At 48.9% G+C, this 20,128-nt stretch carries 17 protein-coding genes; 5 read left to right on the top strand and 12 right to left on the bottom strand.

The genetic code is table 11. The annotated features are described in order from the left end of the window. Positions 1–19 precede the first annotated feature (19 nt). From NC981_RS06280 to NC981_RS06270, 3 genes are all read right to left on the bottom strand, one after another. Positions 20–748, bottom strand: coding sequence for a PspA/IM30 family protein (locus NC981_RS06280; RefSeq protein ID WP_190379607.1), 729 nt, complete (start codon positions 746–748; stop codon positions 20–22). Between the two features lie 176 nt (positions 749–924). Further along, the gene (locus NC981_RS06275; RefSeq protein ID WP_348242091.1) at positions 925–2,760 is read right to left on the bottom strand and encodes an ATP-binding protein; all 1,836 of its coding nucleotides are present in this window, start codon (positions 2,758–2,760) and stop codon (positions 925–927) included. A 26-nt stretch (positions 2,761–2,786) separates the two neighbouring features. Then, complete coding sequence (locus tag NC981_RS06270) at positions 2,787–3,683, bottom strand: transporter substrate-binding domain-containing protein (RefSeq protein ID WP_348242090.1); 897 nt, start codon at positions 3,681–3,683, stop codon at positions 2,787–2,789. An 88-nt stretch (positions 3,684–3,771) separates the two neighbouring features. Between NC981_RS06270 and ybaK the strand changes: the two genes are divergently transcribed. Together ybaK and NC981_RS06260 are read left to right on the top strand one after the other, a co-directional pair. Then, positions 3,772–4,251: a Cys-tRNA(Pro) deacylase gene (gene ybaK, locus NC981_RS06265; protein ID WP_348242089.1), complete on the top strand. Its 480-nt coding sequence runs from the start codon at positions 3,772–3,774 to the stop codon at positions 4,249–4,251. Between the two features lie 115 nt (positions 4,252–4,366). After that, positions 4,367–5,368 (top strand): glycosyltransferase family 2 protein, encoded by a 1,002-nt coding sequence (locus NC981_RS06260; RefSeq protein WP_348242088.1) that lies wholly within the window; start codon positions 4,367–4,369, stop codon positions 5,366–5,368. Positions 5,369–5,571: 203 nt separating this feature from the next. Here the strand turns inward: NC981_RS06260 and NC981_RS06255 are convergent, their stop codons facing one another. The 3 genes from NC981_RS06255 to NC981_RS06245 all read right to left on the bottom strand — a co-directional run bounded on the left by NC981_RS06255 (position 5,572) and on the right by NC981_RS06245 (position 7,687). Further along, on the bottom strand, positions 5,572–6,063 hold the full coding sequence (locus NC981_RS06255) for a hypothetical protein (protein ID WP_190379603.1): 492 nt from the start codon (positions 6,061–6,063) through the stop codon (positions 5,572–5,574). A gap of 20 nt (positions 6,064–6,083) precedes the next feature. Continuing rightward, entirely contained in the window at positions 6,084–6,863 is a 780-nt protein-coding gene (locus NC981_RS06250; protein WP_348242087.1) for a YoaK family protein, read from the bottom strand. A gap of 65 nt (positions 6,864–6,928) precedes the next feature. Next, positions 6,929–7,687, bottom strand: coding sequence for a hypothetical protein (locus NC981_RS06245; protein ID WP_348242086.1), 759 nt, complete (start codon positions 7,685–7,687; stop codon positions 6,929–6,931). Between the two features lie 219 nt (positions 7,688–7,906). Here NC981_RS06245 and NC981_RS06240 point away from each other — a divergent pair, with 219 nt between their 5' ends. Further along, positions 7,907–8,380: an NAD(P)H-quinone oxidoreductase subunit N gene (locus tag NC981_RS06240; protein ID WP_190379600.1), complete on the top strand. Its 474-nt coding sequence runs from the start codon at positions 7,907–7,909 to the stop codon at positions 8,378–8,380. Positions 8,381–8,446: 66 nt separating this feature from the next. Here NC981_RS06240 and NC981_RS06235 read toward each other — a convergent pair whose 3' ends face one another. The 3 genes from NC981_RS06235 to NC981_RS06225 form a co-directional block, all read right to left on the bottom strand. Then, a complete protein-coding gene (locus NC981_RS06235; protein ID WP_348242085.1) occupies positions 8,447–8,701 on the bottom strand; it encodes a hypothetical protein in 255 nt (84 codons plus the stop codon). A 74-nt stretch (positions 8,702–8,775) separates the two neighbouring features. Further along, positions 8,776–9,948 (bottom strand): M20 family metallopeptidase, encoded by a 1,173-nt coding sequence (locus NC981_RS06230; protein ID WP_348242084.1) that lies wholly within the window; start codon positions 9,946–9,948, stop codon positions 8,776–8,778. A gap of 77 nt (positions 9,949–10,025) precedes the next feature. After that, positions 10,026–11,594 (bottom strand): peptide ligase PGM1-related protein, encoded by a 1,569-nt coding sequence (locus NC981_RS06225; protein ID WP_348242083.1) that lies wholly within the window; start codon positions 11,592–11,594, stop codon positions 10,026–10,028. Between the two features lie 84 nt (positions 11,595–11,678). Between NC981_RS06225 and NC981_RS06220 the strand changes: the two genes are divergently transcribed. Together NC981_RS06220 and NC981_RS06215 are read left to right on the top strand one after the other, a co-directional pair. Next, a complete protein-coding gene (locus tag NC981_RS06220; RefSeq protein WP_348242082.1) occupies positions 11,679–12,236 on the top strand; it encodes a 5-formyltetrahydrofolate cyclo-ligase in 558 nt (185 codons plus the stop codon). Between the two features lie 112 nt (positions 12,237–12,348). Next, positions 12,349–14,055: an ATP-binding protein gene (locus tag NC981_RS06215; protein ID WP_348242081.1), complete on the top strand. Its 1,707-nt coding sequence runs from the start codon at positions 12,349–12,351 to the stop codon at positions 14,053–14,055. Between the two features lie 56 nt (positions 14,056–14,111). On the opposite strand, the gene NC981_RS06210 is transcribed toward NC981_RS06215, so the two are convergent. The 3 genes from NC981_RS06210 to NC981_RS06200 are packed head-to-tail and all read right to left on the bottom strand — an operon-like array spanning position 14,112 to position 19,964. Then, positions 14,112–16,577, bottom strand: a complete 2,466-nt coding sequence (locus tag NC981_RS06210; RefSeq protein WP_348242080.1) for a response regulator — start codon at positions 16,575–16,577, stop codon at positions 14,112–14,114. Further along, on the bottom strand, positions 16,567–19,173 hold the full coding sequence (locus tag NC981_RS06205; RefSeq protein ID WP_348242079.1) for an ATP-binding protein: 2,607 nt from the start codon (positions 19,171–19,173) through the stop codon (positions 16,567–16,569). The genes NC981_RS06210 and NC981_RS06205 overlap by 11 nt, the downstream gene beginning before the upstream one ends. Beyond that, complete coding sequence (locus NC981_RS06200; RefSeq protein ID WP_348242078.1) at positions 19,158–19,964, bottom strand: alpha/beta hydrolase; 807 nt, start codon at positions 19,962–19,964, stop codon at positions 19,158–19,160. Before NC981_RS06200 ends, NC981_RS06205 begins: the two co-directional genes overlap by 16 nt. Positions 19,965–20,128 lie beyond the last annotated feature (164 nt).

Genomic DNA, 20,128 nt, shown 5'->3' with positions numbered 1-20,128 from the left:
AATCGTTGGGGGGTTCCTGCTATGAACCGCGAATTTCCGATCGCAATCGCTCAAGCTCCGGATCAACAGGTGGATGTGCAGGCGGCAGTGTTCCGCTGATTTGCTCTTTCATCGCAGCGAGTTCTGCATCGAGTTCGTCGCCTTGCCCCAACGCCTCAAACCGCTTTTCGAGATCATCGCTTCCCAGTTCTGCCACCGCTTCCGATCGCGCTTCGAGCTGCAAGACTTTCTCCTCCATCCGCTCAAACGCATTTATGGCGCTGCCAGTCCCGACACTATTCAGCATTTGATTCAGTTGCTCAGACGCTTTTGCCGATCGCGCCCGTGCGATATACATATCCTTTTTCGTCTTGGCTTCGGCAATCTTGCTCTCCAGCTTCAGCATATTTTGCTTTAATTGCGTTACCACCGAAGCCTGCTGGCTCAGTTGAGATTCCATCGCCTGAGCTGTTTCGACATAGCTTTTACGTCGTGCTAGAGCTTCTCGCGCCAGATGTTCATCGCCTTTAGAAAGGGCTAACTGAGCGCGGCGATACCATTCTTCTGCGCTCGATCGGGCTTGAGCGGCTTGACGTTCGGTGCGTTTTTGTGTGGCGATTGCCTGAGCGACGGCTTGACGCAATCGAATCAAGTCATCCTGCATATCAATCACCGTCTGTTCCAGAATCTTTTCTGGATCTTCCATCTGTGAGATTAGATGATTCAGGTTGGCGCGAATCGCACGCCAGATGCGGTCAAACAGTCCCATATCCACAACTCCCAGGAAGACTCAAGCGCGTAATGTCTGCGATTTCGTTTCCCTAAATCCTATCGCACCCAGAGCGGAGCGATCCGCCTCACGGGTGAAGATAAGCGGCAACAAGCATGACCGAGACGTAGAGGCAATGACTGAACTCACCGCTCTATGCAATGGAGCGATCGACGCTACTGTATAGGAATTTCAACAAAGAATTCTGTGCCCTCCCCAAGCTGGGACACGCAGTACAATTTACCCTGATGCCGTTCCGTCACGATTTGATAACTGATCGACATTCCCATGCCTGTGCCTTTGCCCACGGGCTTTGTTGTAAAAAACGGATCAAAAATTCGCTGTTGCGCCTCCGGAGTCATACCTAAACCCTGATCAGCGATCGCAATTTGTACCATTCCTTGATTCAGCGTTTGAGTCCTAATCCGAATCGTGCAGCTTGTGGGTAACTTTGCGCTGCGCTGATCTTCCATCGCATCCAGAGCATTCACCAGAATATTCATAAAGACCTGATTGAGTTGGCTCACATAACAGGCGACTAAAGGTAGATCTCCATACTCTTTGATCACCTCCACTGCAGTGCGATCGGCAGTAGCCTTCAAACGATGTTGCAAAATCAGCAGCGTGTTATCAATTCCTTCATGGATATCAACGGGTTTGACCGCTGCTTCATCTAACCGCGAAAAGTTCCGCAGAGACAGAACAATCTGCCTGATACGATCCGTTCCCATCCGCATCGAAGTCAGCATTTTCGGTAAATCCCCGGCTAGAAACTCAAAATCAATCTCTTGTAGATAATGCTGAATCGGCTCTGATGAATCAGGAAGCTGTTCCTGATAAAGATGGATTAAATGCAAAAGATCCTCAGCGTACCTATTGACATAGGTAAGATTGCCATGAATAAAATTCACCGGGTTATTGATCTCATGCGCGACTCCCGCGACTAAATTTCCCAGCGCAGACATCTTTTCATTCTGGATCATCCAAATTTGGGATTGTTGAATTTGTTCGATCGCGCTAGATAGCTCTGCTGTCCGTTCTGTCACCCGCTTCTCTAGAAGTTCATTTGATTTTTTCAGATGCCCCTGCTCAATCAACTGAATTCGTCCGAGAATCACCAGTAACGCGATCGCCAGTCCGGCAACAGTTAGAGCAATACTATCTAGGTACTGCAACTGAGATTCGATGTTCTCTCTTGGAATTAATAACGCTACAAACCAGTTTGCTTCTTGCAGCGGCAGATGAGCGAGATATTGAGTTTGGTTTCCGACTTTGATTAACTCAATGCCTTGTTTGTTCTTGGGAATGTGCTGAATGATTTCTAGCAATTGGGCATCTTGGGCTTGAGTCTTCCCAAAACCAAAGGCTGGATTGGCATGAGCCACAACCCGACCTTGGGAATCGATCGCAAAGGCATAGCTATTTTTGCCGTATTCCAAACTGCTAATGACCCGATTAATGCGCTCTAAGGTGACCAGGCTATGGATTTCTCCAATCGGTGGGCTATTCGTGTCAAAACCCTCACGAATCGGAGCCGCGATCGCCAAACTGGGAGTTTGATTGGCTCGGCTAATCAGCGGATCGCTGACATTCGTGATACCTGTCATTGCTTTTTGAAAAAAGACGCGATCGGCAATATTTGCAGGTTTACCCCCGATCACGTTGCGCCATCCATCGGGTCTAGCAATAGCGATGGCATAGACATCACTAAACCGCAGTGTTTCTGATTTGAGGTAGGGTTCTGTTTTAGCCCAATCCAGCGCTCGCACCTGATCAGTATTGGCTAGGGTTTCTACATGAATTTTTTGATTGGAGAGCCAGCGATCGAGGCTTTCTCGACCTTGAGCAAGCTCTAAAAAAGCATTTTTCTTTAAGCTTGCTAACAGCGTGTTCCGGACTAACTGATAGCTATAGCAAGCACCACCACTGATCGACAGAATCAGGCTAACCGTCAATGATCGCATCAAAATATCACGGTGACGCGACGCAAATTTTCGCAGAGTAAATTTCATGAGTCAGAACACAACGAAAAAGTAGTTCAGGATGAAATGGGACGATCGCCAGGTAAGCGCGGTTCTTTAGGGAGATGCTCGAACGTAATTCTGAGCCAGTCCTGCTGAAGCTTTTTCAGTTCTCCTTGCTCGCGCTGCTGCTGCAAAAATTGGTTTAACAGGTCTAATAGCTCCCGGTTGCCTTTTTTCACCGCCCAAGCTGCATAAGATTTACGGCTGACTCGCTCTCCCAGCGCAAAAATGGCAGGTTTTTCATCGACTAATACAGACAGAGACACAATATTGTGAAGAACTGCATCCAATTTTTTGTTGAGCAAGTCTTGATACGCTTCTGCAAACCCCCGGTACTGTTTGACCGTTCCGAGTCTGCCTCCTTGCTCTTTTAAAGTGGCTTCTAAGTCAGGGATAGCAGCCATCGATACGCCGCCCTGCTGTACGCCCAGCACTTTCCCCGAAAGAGACTTGATTGCTTGAATCGAGTTGTCATCTTTGCGTTTGATATAAGCGATCGTCGATTCTGCAATCGGGCTTGTAAAGTCGAGAAACTTGGCGCGATCGTCGGTAATTCCAACGGCCGTAAGTGCGACATCATATTTGCCCTGCTCCAGCCCAGGCAGAAGTCCCTGCCAAGGCATAATCTCCTGCTGAATCTCGAAAGGAACGGCTTGCTGTAGTCGTGTTAATAATTCATGATTAAAGCCTGTGGGCTTACCGTTAAGCAGAAATTCAAACGGCGGGTAGTCGTCTTCGGTCACTATCTTGAGGTGTCCCCGCTCCTGAATTTGGTCTGCTAGAGTTTTGCTAACTTTGAGAGTGGATTGGTTCTGAGTCGAGATTTGGGAAGTTTGCAGACAGCCCTGAACTCCTGCCGTTACGAGAAGACTTGCTCCAGCTTGAAGAATAAAACGTCTACGAGCCACCATGATGGATCACACGAAAGGTCTTTTTGTAGACTTCCCATGACGTGTTGCCAATGTTACAAATTCACTGTTTCGCAACTCTAAACTACGTATGAAAACGAATGCGGTTCGCGTTTTAGACAACTTGGGCATCGCTTATGAACTGAGAGAATACGAGGTCGATCCTGACAATCTAGCAGCGGAAGCGGTTGCAGAAAAAATTGGACTTCCACCCGAACAGGTGTTTAAAACGCTGGTGGCGCGAGGCGATCGCAATGGGATTTGCCTTGCGGTGATTGGGGGTAATATGCAGCTTGATCTCAAGGCGTTAGCAAAATTGTCAGGCAATCGCAAAGTTGAAACAGCACCCCTTAAGGAAGTTCAACCGCTCACCGGATACATTCGCGGCGGCGTAACGGCTCTCGCTTGCAAGAAAGATTACCCAGTTTATGTCGATGAACTGATTGAATTATTTGATGTGGTTTCGATCTCTGCGGGAATGCGAGGGCTACAGATTCTACTCGCTCCAAGCGATTACCTTCGAGCCGTGAAAGGGACTGTGGGCGCGATCGCACAAGACAAAGAAATCTAAAACAAAGATCTAAAACAAAAAAATCTAAGACAAAGCAACCTAATTCGAGCCAAAATCGTCCTCAAAGGATCAAGATGTCCTAAGCTGAGTCTTGGCTGTGTATTGTTTAGCCTTCATGAAGCCAGTAATTTCTAGTGAATTGTCGATCGCGCTTGGTTCCACGGTTCAGCCCGATGTTTCGGTCGTGGTTCCGATTTACAACGAAGTGGAGAGTATTCCAAGGTTGATTAGTGCGATTTCCACGAGTTTAAGAGATGCGGCACTGAGCTATGAAATTATCTGTGTGGATGATGGTTCTCGCGATGGCTCAGACGCGCTACTCAAACAACAGGCACAGCTTCGAGATGATCTAAAAGCAGTCATTTTGCGCCGCAATTATGGGCAGACTCCGGCAATGGCAGCCGGGTTTGGACAGGCGATCGGCAAGGTTATTGTGACGCTTGATGGCGATTTGCAGAACGATCCAAGCGACATTCCGAATCTGTTAGCCAAACTGAACGAGGGATACGATCTTGTAAGCGGTTGGCGCAAAAATCGCCAGGACGCTTCGCTAACCCGTGTCTTGCCGTCGAAGATTGCAAACTGGCTGATCGGGCGCGTCACCGGAGTGCGATTGCATGATTATGGCTGCTCGCTAAAGGCGTATCGATCAGAACTCGTTGCTGATATGAACCTGTACGGGGAACTGCATCGGTTTTTACCTGCATTAGCATTCATCGAAGGTGCAAGAATCGCAGAAATCCCGGTAAAGCATCATGCGCGGCAGTTTGGCAAGAGCAAATACGGACTTGATCGCACCTTCCGCGTGGTGATGGATTTGCTGACGGTTTCGTTTATGCGGAAATTCCTCACGCGCCCGATGCACGTTTTTGGACTGTTTGGCTTATTGTCGCTTCTGTCGGGAGTCACGATCGGGCTTTACTTGGTGTTTTTGAAGCTGGGGTTGGGTGAGGATATCGGACAGCGCCCTTTGTTAATTCTTGCGGTTGTATTGTTTCTTGCGGGGTTGAATCTGTTTAGCTTTGGGCTTTTGGCAGAGATTTCGATGCGGACGTATCACGAATCGCAAGGTCGCCCGATTTATCGGGTGCGTGAGATTGTGGGTAAGAAGAACTAAGCGGATACGAGTCCGCTAGCGATTATAGATGCGGGAAGCCCCCTAAATTCCTTATGAGTGGGGGACTTCGAGCAGCGATCGCATCTCTGACTGAAGGGGCTAGCTTGTAGAGACAACACCTTACACAAAATCTCTACACCATGGAAAGTTGCAGTGAAAAGTTTAGGGGCGAACATCGATCGATGCGAAACCCTCAACTCATATCAATCTGCGCTCTTTTCGACTGCTTTTTCCGCCGATTCAATTGTGTCTGCAACTTTCGCGTCAGGAACTTTTGCGGCAGATGCTTTCATCGCTTTTTCTGCTTTCGCCTTACCGCTGGTCATGAAGAACTCTTTCTTCTGCATAAACAGTTCCCGCTTCTGCGCTGGAGTCAGCGATGTGAAATATTCTTTGGGAACTGACTTCATCATCATGCCCACTTGACTTTTCTGCGCTGGAGTCAGCGCCACCGACTTAAACGCTTTCTTCAGGCTCGTTCCATTGGCGATCGCCTCCTCAAGCTGAGTTTGCTGATCTGGAGTCAGAATCTTTTCCAGTTCAGGTACAATCTTCGCTTTTAGCTCAGTGTACGGATCAACGGTTGCAGCAGGCGCATCCGCAGACAACATGGGAGTCGCTTGAGCAACAGGCGTGATTGCAAAACTTGCAACTAGCATCACGCAGGCAAACATAGACACTAACATTCGTTTCATAGTTCCATTTCCTCGTTTTGTTAAACATTTTGAGTTTTTGCAGCCTGAATGTAAGCAGCGACTGCCAGCATACTCACAATCAGCAAGGGCATCGAGAGACACCAAAACTCTGCCGATGGCACGAAATAGGCTGCTCCGGTTCCTCCTAGAAAGAATCCAACCAGCAGGGGCGACGTGCGCTTCAGTTTTACGATCGCCTCTGCTGCCTCGGCTTTCGCTTCTTCGGTCTGTTTGGAAAGTTTTGCGCTGAAATATTGCACTAGATCGATCGTAAACTGCGTAAAGTTTCCGGTCATTACCGTGGTTGGAAAATAGCCTGTAAACGAAGAAGCTGCTTCTTTCATCAAAGCATTTTGAATCCCCATCGCCATCACGCCGGTCGCCGCGATCGGAAACATCAAGTCATCTTGAGCATCAATAATCAGGGTACTAAAGTATTGCAATCCGACCATTATGAAGATAGCGAGGGCGATCGCTTCTGCGCTCAGTAATACTGGTAACACTGCCCATCTGCGCTTGCGGCACAGTCGCCCTAGCAACGATGTCCCCATCACAGACAGCATAAAGATCGGCAACATCGAGAGCCGAAGCAGCGTCGTAAGAGGGTCAGAACTGGCGAAAGCGGAACCTGCTAAGGCAATATTTCCGGTGACGTGAGCGGTAAAGATGCCAAACAAGCTAATGAATGCAGCCGTATCGACGAATCCAGCTACCCAACTGAGTAAAAATCGGGCAGGCGCATCGCTAATTAGAAAGGCGCTGAGGCTGAAGGATTCCTTTTCAGGTACACTGACAGTCATAGGGAAATCTCTTTGAGATGCAAGGGAAAATAAGGCGGGTAAGCATACCGGTAGAAGTCAGCATCTTATGATGCTTCTGAATCCTTGCTAGGTTTTTTCACTTCTGCGGGCAAGATACTCACCACATTGTAGAGATGCTGCTCAACATCTACTAGCCCAGCGACTTCTGCGTCTAAGGTATCAAATTCAGCGGGCTTTTCTCCTTCTGCAAAATCAGCCGTACAGTTCCAGTTTGCAAGTAGTGCAACATCGGCACTGTCAGTGCTATTTAACAAGATGACAGACTGGGGATTAGGCTGTTTTAGCAGCGCAGCAGGGATTAGTTTTTCAGCGTTGGCGACCACTTTAGCCTGATCGTCTGAAGATTTCAGTTTGAATTCGCTAAACTCAACCACAGCTTCTTTCCCTTTGACCGTTGGCACAAGATTCTCGCGTGCAGTTTGAGCTTTGCCGACTTCAAAAATCACGGTGCGGAGCGGTGCGAGCGCGGCTTGATAGCTCTCTAGATCTTTCCACTGAGACAGAGCAATGATGCGGGTTCCGTCGTCGCTTTGCAGCAGAGCCGCACTATTAAAACCTGGTATTTTTTTGTAGGTTTTGATGCTCTTAAGCGATTTGAGGGTGGATTTCTGAGTGGTCGGAGTGGTTTCGTAGATTGTGACGACGTTGATTGCAGTTGCACCGGGATCAAACGCGATCGCTTTGGCGACTTTTGAGGCTTCTGCACGAGTGGGAAATCCGAGTAGAACGCTAAAACTCAGCAGCAGCGCCAACACGATCGCGCTGAACTTACGATCGAACTTCACCCTAAACAAACTGCTCATACCGCTATTTTTCTCCATTCTATGTAGCTGAAGGTAGGTTTCGATGAATACAGACCAATACGATCGGAACGGCACAATTCATCCCGCCACCCACAAATTTATGACAGGAATAGAGATTCCTGAAGGTTTGAGGGGAAATAACCCACTAAAATATCAATGGATGCTTTGCGTCTCTTAATATTGTTTGTAAATACCGTTGTTTAGGAAGGTTCGGGCGACATGGCACTTCTCACCACTGGCGGACAATTGATCAAAGACCTTGAAACCCACGGCGCGATCGCTGCCTATGTGCCGCTAGAAGGCGGATTTGAAGGTCGGTATCGCCGCAGAATTCGCGCATCGGGCTACAAGTCGCTCAGCATTAGCGCAAGAGGACTGGGCGATGTCGCTGCCTATTTGACCGGAGTGCATGGTGTTCGTCCGGCACACTTGGGTAAGAAAAGCACTGGCTCTGGGGCAGCAGTCGGAAATGTCTGGTTTGTTCCGCCGATCGTCACCACGCAAATTGCCCAACTGCCCCCAAAATCGAAGGGCTTGCTGCTCTGGATTATCGAAGGGCACATTTTATCGAGCCAAGAGCTTGAATATTTGGCAAATCTGCCCAAAATTGAACCGCGTGTGAAGGTTGTCGTCGAAGTGGGCGGAGAGCGCTATTTCCGTTGGACACCGCTCACTCAAGTCATTGCTGCCTAGCGCGATCGCGATTGTCCCTATCCCCAAAAGCCTCCAATTTCTTCAAGAGATTGGAGGTTTTATCTTTTAAAGTTCTCCCGGTGAATCCGGCTCTACAGTTACACCCTCTAAACTCACAGCGACCGGTTGATCTTTAACTAAGTCACTGAGTTCGTGAAATTCAATCCGCATATGGTCGCAGGCTTGTTTTAGCTGCGATCGAAATCCTTCTAAATCTGATCCATAACCACAGAGATTTGCGGCTGTTTCAATCCCTTGTTTTGCATTTGCTCTGGCGCAATCGACTAAATCTAGTCCGGTTAACCGAGTGGGAGAAGCCATCAGACACTCCTAAAATCAATGTAATTAGTGTGCGAGATAAATGCTCGATCGAGACTCCCCCACGAGAAAGAATTTTAAGATTGCCAATAGCGATAAGCTGCACACGCCATTGTGACGACTCCAGTGACGATCGCGGTTTCGTCCACTTCAAACTGCGGATGATGCAGCGGGTAGTTTTTGCGATCGGGATATCCCACACCCAAGCGAAACATACTGCCCGGAGCGTGCTGCAAATAGCAAGAAAAGTCTTCTGCACCCAGAGAAGGTTCGGGGATGATTTGAACGCTTTCGTTTCCCCAAACTTCCCGCGCCGACGATTCGAGCAAGCTTGTCAGCTTCGCGTCATTCTGTACCGAGGGTGTCCCGCGCCGATAGCTCATTTCATACTTTGCGCTGTACATCTCGCAGACATTCGAGACAATGTTTTCAATCCAGGTCGGTAGCACTTCGTTGGTTTCAGGATGCAGCGATCGTACCGTTCCCGACATCGTGACTTGATCAGCAATCACATTCGGGGCGCGTCCACCGCTGATTTTTCCGATCGTTAACACCACAGGACGCAGCGGATTTTGAGTCCGACTAATCGCTTGCTGCAAGTTGGTAATGACTTGAGACGCGATCCAGATGGCATCGATCGCTTCATGCGGACGTGCGCCATGTCCAGATTCACCCATAATCGTGAGTTCTAAGTCATCCGCTGCTGCGGTCAAAGCACCATATCGAATGCCAATCTTGCCCGCCGGAATGCTGGGAAATACATGCACGGACAGAATTGAATCGACATCATTCATCACACCATCTTCGACCATCCACTGAGCGCCCTGGGCGATTTCTTCTGCAGGCTGGAACAAAAATCGGATTTTACCCGGAAGCGGCACCCCAAGTTGAGAAAGTACCATCGCGGTTCCAAGCCCCACCGTGGTATGCACGTCATGACCGCAAGCGTGCATAATTCCAGGCTGACGTGAGGCGAATTCCAGCCCAGTCCGCTCTTGAATTGGCAGCGCGTCCATATCTGTCCGGATTGCCAGTAATCTTGGATCGTCGCCTCCGTCGAGTTCTCCCACAACTCCGACTTTACCGATCGCTTCTTTAACGTGCAGCCCACAGGACGAGAGCACCCCCGCAACATAGGCAGCAGTTTGATGCTCTTGTCCACTCAGTTCAGGATGGCTGTGGATATGGCGACGAATTTCAATCAGGCGCGGAGCGAGCGAAACGGCTAAATCTTTGATGCGGTCTTTCATGGTTGAAGGGTCGATCGTACTTTTCCCAATGATAAAACCTGTCTCTCAAAAGATCCGGCACATTCGATTTGATGCAGTTAATAGCCGCTATTCCAGCGCATCGCTGAGATCTGCTGCAAGTCGATCGAAGGTTTTGTTTCATCGTCGATCGCTTTCACCACGCGGCGATACAGATCTTCGGCTTGCTGCGGTGAGTTGCCAATGCTAGTTAATCCCAATTTGCCAAACTCAGATAAGCATCCCATCAAGTGAAAGACTGTTCCCGTTTCTGTACTTGTATCGAAGTGCAAACCATAGTGCGCGATGATATCCATCAAATCATTGGGTAATAACCCACAGTATTGCGGTTTCTGTAAATTATCGGTTGCCATATAGTATTTGGGTCGTCCGTGCTGGCTATAAAACAAGCCGCTTGACAAGTCATAGCGACCATTGGTTAGGAATTTCAGCGTCATGAACGGATGTGTCGTTCCGCCCTTTCGCAAGTTGATTTCGATCGCATGAAATTCCCACTGATCCTCGCGCTTAACGGCAACAAAATCTACTCCAAATCGCTCTAGTGCGCCTTTGGTCGCTAAGGTTCGACCCACTTGTAAACTCATATCCTGAATCCGCATTCGGTAGGATTCATCGGCTGGGAATCGACAACCCAGATAGATTTGCCCACTAGGCCCACCAAGAATTTGATCGTGAGTTGAGAGAATTTCTACTTCGCCATCTGGAGTGACGCGACCCTGAACGCTGGGCGAAAGTTTATGCTCACCTTCGATAAAAGCTTCTGCGATCGCGCCCAACTCCGGAATGCGACCCCCGTAATTCTCCCAAGTTTCGGTTTTTGCTTCAAATTTGAGATGAGCAAAGCGATCGTAAATCTTACTGACGCGCTGTTCGTGCGAGATGACTCCGGGCTTGTATTCTCCCAAAGGTCGCAGGTCAAAGAGTGCGTTTCCTTCGCCAGAAAACCCTTCGTTTAACTTGATCACAACGCGTTGCAATTCAGGATTGCGCTCCCATAATTCGGCTGTCGCTACAGCGAGATCTTTTGCAGTCCAAACCAGTTCGCTGCCGTCTGGGTGTGGCACTCCACTTTCTGCAAAAATTTGCCGGCTGCCGCTCTTTGTGCCCCAGTTTAGTAATACGGGATCAAGTGCATATAAGGGAATGTCTAACTGAATCGATAAGTCGCGTTCAACAGTTGTTGAGTTATAGCAGATCATGTAAGCGCGATCAGGATTGACCGCTTGCCGGATGCGATCGAGCAATCGCGGTCGATCAAGAATTTTTTGGCTGAGGGGTTTGAGCGATGAATCATAAGTTGAAAGCAGCAGCAAGCGATCACGAGCATGGGAAAATGGAATTCCCGGCAATAGCTGGAGATAATAATCAATCACGCTAGGGTGAATCGGTTGCGAGGTGACATAAACTAACCGAGTCCGAGGATTTCGCAGGCGAATCAGCGAGAATAATAGCCGCTCTTCATAGTGTAAAAAGCCTTCGATCTTAGATAATTCTCGCTGATCGATACTGAGTGACGGAATCACAATAATATCGGCTTCACTGGTGTCAAACTCAACAACATTGCGCCAACGCTCGCGCAGTTGCGTTTGCAGGTGCTGAAACTGAATGGTCGGGTCAAGCACGTTCATAAAGAGAAGTTCCGCGATCGACGTATATCTGCAATCATATCTACTGAAATTACGACAAAGCCGAATTAGCAATGAACAGTAAAAATGTATAAATCAGAGTTGCGTAAAATCTATCTCCAGAAACGTCGATCGCTCTGTCTTCAGGAATGGGAAGCGAAAAGCAAACAGATTTGTGAACACCTCAAAGCCTGCGATAGCTTGCGTTCTGCAAAAACTGTTTTATCGTACTGCAGCGTTCGTCAAGAGCCAGATTTACAAGAACTGCTGACAATCCCGAAAGTGTGGGGATTGCCCCGCTGTGTGGAAAAAACATTACTGTGGCACGTTTGGACACCCGGAAGCCTACGATCGGGCAACTTCGGTATCCCAGAACCTGATCCAGACAGTCCAACGCTTGAGGCTGAGCAAGTAGATTTAATCTTAGTGCCCTGTGTAATGTGCGATCGGCGGGGGTATCGTCTGGGTTATGGGGGCGGATTTTACGATCGAATGCTCAGCCAACCCGAATGGCAAGGCAAAGCGACGATCGGCGTTTTGTTTGATGTTGCCGTGATAGATGAATTGCCGATCGATCCCTGGGATCGACCGTTAGATGCAATCTGTACAGAATCAGGATTGATTAACACCTATAGAAGCAGTTAGCCTTGCAGCCGCCATCAACTCTTAAGGAATTGCTAAATCCCTCCCAGTAGGAGTGCCTTTCGGTGCGGCACAAATCATAATGATTTTGAAGTGATTAAGTTATAAGGATCGCGTGAACGGAGATGAGTTTATCGAGCAGATTCAGGACGTGCAAAAGCAAGTTGCTGAGCTGCAACAAGACGCTGAACAATTGCCCCTCAAGCAGAAAAGCAGGCTGACAGAATCCTTAGAGCGACTAACCAGCGCATTAAGAGATTTGCAAGTCGCCGAGGAAGCAATTCAGCTTTTGTTGTCTGCGGTACAACAATCGCGGGATTCGATCGTCATTACGACTGCCCATCTCGATTCCCCCGGGCCTGAGATGGTCTACGTGAATCCCGCCTTTACAGAAATGACAGGCTACGCCGCAGAAGAAGTGTTAGGCAAAAATCCGCGTTTGCTGCAAGGAGCGCACACAGACCGAGCAGTGCTTGATGCGCTGCGGCGCGAAATTTCTCAAGGCAGACCCTTTCACGGTGAGGCGATTAACTATCACAAAGACGGCAGCGAATACTACGTCGAATGGAACATCACACCAATTCGCAATAGTCAGCAAGAAATCACGCACTTTGTCGCCATTCAGCGCGATATTACCGATCGGAAGCGCTACGAAAAAGAACGCGAACAGCTTTTAGCTCAAGAACAAGTCGCCCGCGATGCCGCAGAAGTCGCCAACCGGACGAAAGACGAGTTTCTGGCGACGCTTTCACACGAATTGAGAACGCCGCTGACTCCCATTCTTGGCTGGTCAAAAGTCCTGAGAACACAGCAACTTTCAGAAGCCAACACTCAACAAGCGCTCAAAACGATCGAAGAAAACGCCAAACGCCAAGCACAACTGGTCGATGATTTACTCGATCTAGCCCGGATTGTGCGCGGTAAGCTGACGCTGAACTTTACCTCGGTTCCCTTGATTGAAACGATCGTCGCCGCACTCGAAACCGTTCGGCTGGCTGCCGAGGCAAAATCGATTCAAATTAAAACAGATTTAGATGCAACGATCTCGCCGGTGATGGGCGATGCCGGACGGCTGCAACAAGTGATCTGGAATCTGTTGTCGAATGCAATTAAATTCACGCCGATCGGGGGTCAGATTAGAGTGACATTATCGCGGGTCGATCGCACCGCTCAAATCCAAATCAGTGATACCGGACAAGGGATTGATCCAGAATTTTTGCCGTTTGTGTTCGAGCGCTTTCGTCAGGAGGATAGTTCAATTACCCGTCAGTTTGGCGGGCTAGGTTTGGGACTATCGCTCTGTCGTCAGTTGGTCGAAGCGCATGGCGGCATCATCCGGGCTGAGAGTGCAGGCATCGGACAGGGTGCAATCTTTACTGTTCAATTGCCGCTTGTGATCGATTCACACTCTGTGAAAACCGCTATGCTTGCATCGTCAAAGCCAAACTTGAAGGGGCTTCGGGTGTTAATTGTTGAGGATGATATTTCGACCCTGCAATTCCTTGCCTTTATCGTTCAGCAAGAAGGCGCGATCGTGACCGCAGTTCCCTCACCCCAAGCTGCACTTGATAAATTTGAGCGATCGTCGTTTGATCTGCTGATCAGCGATATCGGAATGCAGGGAATGGATGGATTGACCTTGCTGCGACAAATCCGCGCCTTTGCAGAGGATCTTCCAGCGATCGCGCTGACGGCTTACGCGACTGAGAGCCATCGCGAACAAGCGCTATCAGTCGGATACAACGAGCATTTATCGAAGCCGATCGAGCCAGAAAGACTGATGCAAACGATCGCAACTGTTTTGGAACCCCAAGACCTTTAACGATCAACACTCCAAAAGATGCGAAGAACACTTCCCACATATCGCGTCTTTCACACCTATCTCTGAGAAGCTTTATCCAGCATTTTATGGAGTACCTTCAGCAATTCCTCCGCTGTATAAGGCTTTGATAGAAATGAATCGACACCGACACTGGCAACATCCGCTATGGTGTTACTTAACATCAAACCACTCGTAGCAATCACCCTGACATCAGGATTCATTTTTCTCAAGGTGCGAATCGCTGTTGCTCCATCCATTGCAGGCATCATTAAATCCATCAAGATCACGGCAATCTCTTGCTTGTGCTTCGCGTAGAGCGAGATTGCTTCAAAGCCATTGCTTGCCGTTAACACACGATAATTCTGCTCTTCTAAAATCGCTTTAGTAACATCTTGAATCGACGATTCATCATCCACGACTAAAATGACCTCACCTGATCCGGGAAGCAAATCTAGAGAAGCCATTGAGGAGATAGCCTTATCTCCAGTGGTCGGTAAGTAAACTCTAAAGCAGGTTCCTTGACCCATCTGGCTATCTATCTCAATGAATCCTGCATGACTTTTGATAATTCCTAGCACGGTTGAAAGTCCTAAGCCAGTTCCTTTGCCGACTTCTTTGGTGGTGAAAAATGGGTCAAAGATGCGATCGATCACTTCCGGGGGAATTCCTGTTCCCGTATCCGAAACTGCAGTCATCACGTAGTTTCCCACTTTCGCATCAAGTTGGGTGCGGGCATGAGATTCATCAATGAAAACATTGCTAGCAGCAATGGTGAGTACCCCACCATCAGGCATTGCATCACGAGCATTGATACAAAGATTCATCAACACCTGATGCAGTTGGGTGGCATCTGCATAAACGAGGTTGAGCATTGAGGGGGGCAGATCAACCTGAACGGTGATCGACTTCGGAAAGGTGCGGTTGGCGATTTGCTCAATCTCTCCCAGTAAATGCGCCACCTGAACAGGGGTGCGTCTTCCTTCTGTGCCTCGTGCAAATGACAGCACTTGTTTTACTAAGTCAGCCCCGCGTTTCGCGTTTGCTTCGACCGTTGTGAGCAGTTTTCGAGTGCGATCGTCGAGATTAGGAAACTTCAGCGGCAACAGTTGGGCTGAGGCTAAAATCGGGGTGAGAATGTTATTGAGATCATGGGCAACACCGCTGGCGAGAGTTCCAATACTTTCTAAGCGCTGGGCACGCAGAAATTGAGCTTCCAGCAGCTTTTTCTCGGTAATATCGGTATCAACTGTCAAAATCGATTTTGGTGTACCTGATTCGTCGCGCACAAGCGTCATCCGACTCAGCACCATGATTGCTTTGCCTGACTTGGTCGCTTTCTGAACTTCTCCTTGCCACGATCCCTGCTCAAACACCGTTTTAAGCACAGTTTCAACCTCTTGAGGCTGAAGGTTGCTCAACAATTCAGATGCCGTTTGTAGTTCTGCTTGTGACCAGCCGTAGAGTTGTTCTGCGGATTGATTCCAAAATAGAATGTGATTCTGTAAGTCGCGAGCATAGATCGCATCAGAGGCAACATTCAGCAGTGCCACTTGCTCTCGGATGATTTGCTCAGCGCGTCGCCGCTCAATTAGCTCATTTTGGGTGCGCTCATAGAGTTCCGATTGTTGAATTGCAATGCCTAATTGAGTTGCTAGTTGCTGAAGTAGCGTTGTCTCGATCGCTTGCCACTCTCGCGGACTGGAACAGTGATGCGCGATTAACAATCCCCACAAATAGTTATTTTGCAGAATTGGAACTATTAAGTTGGCTCGAACTTGAGCCTGTTCTAAAAGTTCAATGTGACAAGCACTTAAGCCTGCTTGATAGATATCGGGCTTCGCGCTGGTTTGACCGTGTTGATAATAAGCGACGTAATGTTCGCTAAAGCAAGAATCGCGAAAATCAGTCAAGAGGATAGATTTCCAGGCAGGATCAACCGATTCGGTCACAATTCGTCCACCCCAATCGGACTCAAAGCGAAGAATCACAACGCGATCGCTGTGCAAAAACTGCCGCACCTGATCAACGGTCGTTTGCAAAACTTCATCGAGCTTGAGCGATCGCCGAATGCCCTGAGCAATTTCTCCAATTAAGCGCTCTTGGGCAATTTGATGTTGAAGTTGGTTGGTGAGATTTTGTAATCGCAGTTGAGTTTTGACGCGGGCTAACACTTCTTCGCACTGCAAAGGCTTGGTGATAAAGTCAACCGCCCCTAAATCAAACCCCCTAACCTTGTCTACGGAATCCGTTAGCGCGGTGAGAAAAATAATCGGAATGGTGCTGGTATCTGCGTTTGCTTTCAGACGGCGACAGGTTTCAAACCCATCCATTCCGGGCATGAGAATGTCGAGCAGAATCAAATCTGGATGAGCGTAGTTTGCTTTGTCGAGCGCGCTTTCCCCATTCTCAGCAACTAACACCCGAAAGCCGGAGTCTCCCAACAAATCAAACAACACCTCTAAATTGGTAGGGGTATCATCGACGACCAGTATTGTTCCTTGCTCAGTCATTTTAGAGTTCATGGCTACCCTTCTGATAGCGTTTAATCAATTCCAGAATTTGCCGTTCTTTAAATCCTTGCGCGAGGTGCCGAAGCTGCGCTGCAAACGGAACCCATTCAGGATTTTGCTGTTCTAAATGAGTGGCTTGCTCAAGGATTCCTTTGAGATCACCCATTCTGGCGAGATTGAGGAGCGCGTCGAGTTCGGTCTGAGGCGGGGCAGTCAGCGTTTTTGCTGGGTCTTGCGCGATTGCCACTTTCACAAGAGACTCTGTTTCCGCTTCGTACTGCCACTCTAGATTGAGATGAGTTTGAAGTTGAGTCAGCAGTTCTGCTTCTCGAACGGGCTTAGGAACAAAACCATTACAACCTGAAGCTTGGCTTGCTTGCTGGTTATAGCCAAAAACACTGGCGGATGTGGCAATCACGATCGTATCGCGGATCTCGGAAGATTGACGGATTTGTCGCACTGCCTCAAACCCATCCATCACGGGCATAACGAGATCGAGCAGAATGACATCCGGTTTGAACTGGTGCGCTTTTTGCAGCCCTTCTTGACCGTTTCCGGCTTCAATCAGGTTAAATCCGAGCGGTTCTAACAGGTGCACCAGAATCGATCGGTTTGCCCACTGATCGTCTACAACTAACACGGTGCGAGATCTGCCCGCATACCCCACAATGGCGCGTTGATTCGAGGGATACCGATTCGATTCAAGCGATCGGAGTTCTATTTTCGGCAAGTCTAACTCAAACCAGAACGTGCTGCCTTTGCCGGGTGTGCTTCTAACCTGCACTTCTGAACCCATAATTTTCACCAGTTGCCGACTAATCGAAAGTCCTAATCCGGTGCCTTCGGTTTTGCGATCGTTGTCTCCAACTTGCTGAAACGGCGAAAAAATCACTTCTAGCTGTTCTGGAGCAATTCCAATTCCGGTATCTTGAATCTCAAAGCGAACTTTTGCACTTTCAACTGAATTCTCAACAACACTGACCTCAAAACGCACACCGCCAACTTCGGTAAACTTGACAGCATTGCCTAGAATATTGAGCAAAATTTGGCGCAGCCGCTTTTCATCGGCACAGACAAATTCAGGCAGCGGCGACAAAGTTTGATAGGTCAATGTAATTTTCTTTTGCTCAGCGCGAACTCGACAGATATCCGCGATCGCCTCTAAAAACGCAGGAAAATGCAGATCTGTCGGCGTAAGCTCCATTCTCTGAGCTTCGATTTTAGACAAGTCGAGTAAGTCGTTAATCAGAGTCAGCAAATGCTCTCCGCATTGTCGAATCGTGACGAGTCCCTTTTTCTGAAGGTCATTCAGGGTGCGGTCTTTTTCTAAAATTTGGGCATATCCCAGAATGCCGTTGAGCGGGGTGCGGATTTCGTGGCTCATATTGGCTAAAAATTCACTCTTAGCACGGGTTGCAGATTCCGCCAGTTCTCGTGCCGTCTGCATTGCCTGTTCTGCCTGCTGGCGCTCTGTAATGTTGTCGAGTACCCACAAGCGACCGGGCACATCGTGTACCTGAGTCGGCGTACTGGAAAGGCTCAGCACGATCGCGTTCGGTTGACTAAACAGCCAGTGCCAATCGCGAATTTCGGCATCAGGATGGGCAAACAATCCAGCCGATTGCGCCGTAATTTCAGCTTGATTATCGGCATTTAGACGCAGTGCAATCATTGCTTGAGCAATCTCACTCGGCTCCACCGCACCAGGATTTAACTTCAGATAGCGCGCTGCGGTTTGGTTGATCCATCCCTGTTCGCCGCTTTCATCCATAAAGACAATTCCTTGAGGAATCGTTTCCAGCATCGCTTCAAATCGAGCTTGCAACTGATCAAACCGCAGCGTTAGGTCTTGAAATCTCAGCAGATTACTCAATCCACCCCGCAGAGATTCAAGGAACTGCTTCAAGGACGCAGAAGGGTCAACGCGCCGATCCCACAACAGCAGAATGGCACCTTTGACGTTTTCAAGCTGCTGCAACGGTAGCACCGCGATCGTTCGCACCCCCTGTGCTAACAAAGCCGGAGAAGCTTGAGGCACTGAGGCATAATCCGGGTAGTAAAGACATTGGTTTTGGGCGATTGCTTCCGCAAACAAGGTCGGCGTTGTCAACTGAACAGGCAACGCTGTATCTGGTAATGCCACCAGCACCTCAGCCGTGACTTCATCCAATTGACGCAGCGCGATCGCGCCTGTCGCTCCGACAAGCTCCTTCAGCCGAGACAGTGTGCCCGTCATCGCCTGTTCGGGGGTCATCGCCGCTTCATCTTGAATCAGCGATGCCAACATTGCCTCCGATGCCCATTGCCATTCTTGCCGCAAAAGGTAGGGTCGCACCCCCACCCCCAGCACCCCCACTAATCCCAACGCCACGGCTTGCTGGGGCAACACTTCAGGGTTCAACAAAGCCCCAAAACCAAGCAAACCAATCCACTGCGATCGCGGCAACAACACACAAAGCGCAAACCATATCGGGGCAGCAAGCAAAACAAAAGACGCTTGCACCAACAGTTCTAATCCCAATCCAGCCGCCATCATTGCCAAAATCAAAGGTGCAAGCGTCGGAAGTCGTTCAGGAGAACGATCAAATCGGATTAAACGGTAAAACATTCTGCCAGTGTTCTTGTCACCAAAGCGGGCGCACTGAGATGTGGAAGATGCCCCTCTGCATCAATGTGAATGAGTTCAGCTTGAGGAATTTTCTCTGCCATGTATTCGCCAACTTGGGGCGGCACCGCAATGTCGTTGTTTGCCTGAAGAATTACTGTTGGCACGTTGAGCTTGGGAAGTTCAGCGCGGTGATCCGACTGAAAAATGACCCGCGCTACGGATTGTGCAACATCGGGACGAATGGCAGAGAGCGATGTGGCAAACTCGATCGCTAGCTCTGGGCGCTCTGGGTTCCGCATTGCCAAGGGTGCAAAGCCACTCGCCCAAGCATAGTAATTGGTTGACATTGCCGCATACAGGGCATCGAGATCGAATTGCTCAAATCCCCCAATATAGTTGTCTGCTGGATCATTCAAGTATCGAGGGGACGCACTAATCAACACCAATTGACGAAACCGCGCTGGATCAAGCAATGCCGCCAGCATTCCCACCATGCCGCTGACCGAATGTCCCACAAAAATCACATCGGTTAACCGCAGTTCTGCACAAAGTTCCAGCACATCTTCAGCGTAGCTGTACAAAGACCGATAGCGACGAGGGCTGTAGGCGTTCATATCCGATCGACCCGCACCGATATGATCAAACAAAACGATGCGATAGAACGGTTCAAATGCCGCAACCTGATTACGCCAAGCGGTCTGATCTGTGCCAAATCCATGAGCAAACACCAAGGTTTGTTCACCTTGACCAATCACCTGAGTATGATGGCGATCGAGAACCCGACTCATCATCTGCAACTTCCCTCCGGTTTTGGGGTCACGCCATTTCCATCATGACACCGCCCGCTAAACAGGTTGGGAGTCTTAGCATTACTCAATAAAGCAGCATTTATATAAAGCAGCATTTATGGCAGCTTTAGTGATCAGCTATGGCAGCTTTAGTGATCAGCAAAATG

This window comes from Leptolyngbya sp. DQ-M1, assembly GCF_039962505.1.
Taxonomy (GTDB): domain Bacteria; phylum Cyanobacteriota; class Cyanobacteriia; order Leptolyngbyales; family Leptolyngbyaceae; genus Leptolyngbya.
This window is presented reverse-complemented; position numbering and strand designations above follow the sequence as displayed.

Excerpts from the sequence above, each read along its gene's own strand:
- NC981_RS06280 (WP_190379607.1), bottom strand. The coding sequence starts at position 748 with ATGGGACTGTTTGACCGCATCTGGCGTGCGATTCGCGCCAACCTGAAT.
- NC981_RS06275 (WP_348242091.1), bottom strand. The coding sequence starts at position 2,760 with ATGAAATTTACTCTGCGAAAATTTGCGTCGCGTCACCGTGATATTTTG.
- NC981_RS06270 (WP_348242090.1), bottom strand. The coding sequence starts at position 3,683 with ATGGTGGCTCGTAGACGTTTTATTCTTCAAGCTGGAGCAAGTCTTCTC.
- ybaK (WP_348242089.1), top strand. The coding sequence starts at position 3,772 with ATGAAAACGAATGCGGTTCGCGTTTTAGACAACTTGGGCATCGCTTAT.
- NC981_RS06260 (WP_348242088.1), top strand. The coding sequence starts at position 4,367 with ATGAAGCCAGTAATTTCTAGTGAATTGTCGATCGCGCTTGGTTCCACG.
- NC981_RS06255 (WP_190379603.1), bottom strand. The coding sequence starts at position 6,063 with ATGAAACGAATGTTAGTGTCTATGTTTGCCTGCGTGATGCTAGTTGCA.
- NC981_RS06250 (WP_348242087.1), bottom strand. The coding sequence starts at position 6,863 with ATGACTGTCAGTGTACCTGAAAAGGAATCCTTCAGCCTCAGCGCCTTT.
- NC981_RS06245 (WP_348242086.1), bottom strand. The coding sequence starts at position 7,687 with ATGAGCAGTTTGTTTAGGGTGAAGTTCGATCGTAAGTTCAGCGCGATC.
- NC981_RS06240 (WP_190379600.1), top strand. The coding sequence starts at position 7,907 with ATGGCACTTCTCACCACTGGCGGACAATTGATCAAAGACCTTGAAACC.
- NC981_RS06235 (WP_348242085.1), bottom strand. The coding sequence starts at position 8,701 with ATGGCTTCTCCCACTCGGTTAACCGGACTAGATTTAGTCGATTGCGCC.
- NC981_RS06230 (WP_348242084.1), bottom strand. The coding sequence starts at position 9,948 with ATGAAAGACCGCATCAAAGATTTAGCCGTTTCGCTCGCTCCGCGCCTG.
- NC981_RS06225 (WP_348242083.1), bottom strand. The coding sequence starts at position 11,594 with ATGAACGTGCTTGACCCGACCATTCAGTTTCAGCACCTGCAAACGCAA.
- NC981_RS06220 (WP_348242082.1), top strand. The coding sequence starts at position 11,679 with ATGTATAAATCAGAGTTGCGTAAAATCTATCTCCAGAAACGTCGATCG.
- NC981_RS06210 (WP_348242080.1), bottom strand. The coding sequence starts at position 16,577 with ATGAACTCTAAAATGACTGAGCAAGGAACAATACTGGTCGTCGATGAT.
- NC981_RS06205 (WP_348242079.1), bottom strand. The coding sequence starts at position 19,173 with ATGTTTTACCGTTTAATCCGATTTGATCGTTCTCCTGAACGACTTCCG.
- NC981_RS06200 (WP_348242078.1), bottom strand. The coding sequence starts at position 19,964 with ATGATGAGTCGGGTTCTCGATCGCCATCATACTCAGGTGATTGGTCAA.